This is a genomic window from Jiangella rhizosphaerae, assembly GCF_003579925.1.
In the GTDB taxonomy this organism is placed as follows: domain Bacteria; phylum Actinomycetota; class Actinomycetes; order Jiangellales; family Jiangellaceae; genus Jiangella; species Jiangella rhizosphaerae.
Map to the genome: position 1 here is coordinate 1 of NZ_QUAL01000223.1, position 1,147 is coordinate 1,147.

The 1,147-nt window shown below is 76.1% G+C and carries 3 protein-coding genes; 1 reads left to right on the top strand and 2 read right to left on the bottom strand.

The features are described 5' to 3' along the window. Positions 1-365: universal stress protein (locus DY240_RS22585; protein WP_147375451.1), on the top strand; the 365-nt coding region annotated here is incomplete at its 5' end. Here DY240_RS22585 and DY240_RS22590 read toward each other — a convergent pair. After that, entirely contained in the window at positions 360-653 is a 294-nt protein-coding gene (locus tag DY240_RS22590) for a UBP-type zinc finger domain-containing protein (RefSeq protein ID WP_119662068.1), read from the bottom strand. The two genes, DY240_RS22585 and DY240_RS22590, sit on opposite strands and share 6 nt — an antisense overlap. A 12-nt stretch (positions 654-665) precedes the next feature. Next, positions 666-1,147 (bottom strand): phosphotransferase family protein (locus DY240_RS22595; RefSeq protein WP_147375452.1); only part of this gene is annotated, 482 nt, incomplete at its 5' end.

Below are 1,147 nucleotides of genomic sequence, written 5' to 3' on the forward strand. Positions count from 1 at the left end.
TGGCCGCCCGGCTGGCGACGTTGAACGGGCGCACCGTCGACGTCCTGCACGCGCAGGAGTTCGCGGTCGCCGGCGACGGCGCGGCCGAGGCCGAGGACGACGCGGCCGCGCGGGCCGCCGTCCGGCAGCGGCTGGACGAGGTCGCCGCCCTGGGCGTCCCGGCCGTGGGGCACGTGCTGCACGGCGCCGCCGGCCACGGTGCCGTGGGCCGCCTGATCGCCGAGCACGCCGGCCGGGTGGGTGCCCGGGCGATCGTCATCGGCACGCCGAGCCACGGCGGGCTGGCCGCGCTGATGGAGGCCAGCGCCAGTCAGGAGCTGTGGCGGCATGCCCGCTGCAGCATCGTGATCGTCAACGACTCATGAGTGTGACGGCGCCGGCTGCTGGCCCTCCACCTCGAACGTCAGCTCGTCGGGGTAGCAGTACCACCAGTCCTCGCCCGGCTCGAACGACCGGATGAGCGGGTGGTCGGCGTGCTCGTGGGCGTGCGCCGTCGCGTGCTTGCCCGGCGAGCTGTTGCAGCAGCCCACGTGCCCGCAGGCCATGCACAGCCGCAGGTGCACCCAGCGGCCGCCGTCGCGCAGGCACTCGACGCATCCGTCGCCCGACGGGGTCACCTCGCGGACGGTGTCCAGGTGCGTACAGGTCCTCATCCGGCCATGCTCTCACGCGCTCCGGTCGCCGACGGCGAGCGCGCCCAGCCCGCGCCCGGCCAGCTCGCCGCGGACGACGGACAGCGCGAACTCGCGATCGGCACGGTCGCCGGAGGGGTCGAGGAGCTCCGCCGCGAACTCGGTGAGGTCGGCGAGCGCGCGAACGGCTCGGTAGTAGGCCAGCCGGTCCGCGTCGACCTCGACGGCGCCGTATCCGGCGGCGAACCAGCGCAGCTCCCGCTCGCCGACCGGCGCGTAGCCGGGCAGCCCGCCGACGACGAACATCAGGTCGCGTTCGGGCGGGGCCAGCGTCGCGTCGTCCCAGTCGATCAGCCACACCGCGTCGTCGCCGAGCAGCACGTTGCCCAGGTGGCCGTCGGTGTGGCAGACCACCGCGCGGGCCGGCCGGTCGCGCAGCCGTGCGCCCAGGACGGCGGCCCGCGCGGTCAGCGCGCCGAGCAGCTCGGCGCCGTCGCGCCAGGCCGCGGCCAGCC

Excerpts from the sequence above, each read along its gene's own strand:
- DY240_RS22590 (WP_119662068.1), bottom strand. The coding sequence starts at position 653 with ATGAGGACCTGTACGCACCTGGACACCGTCCGCGAGGTGACCCCGTCG.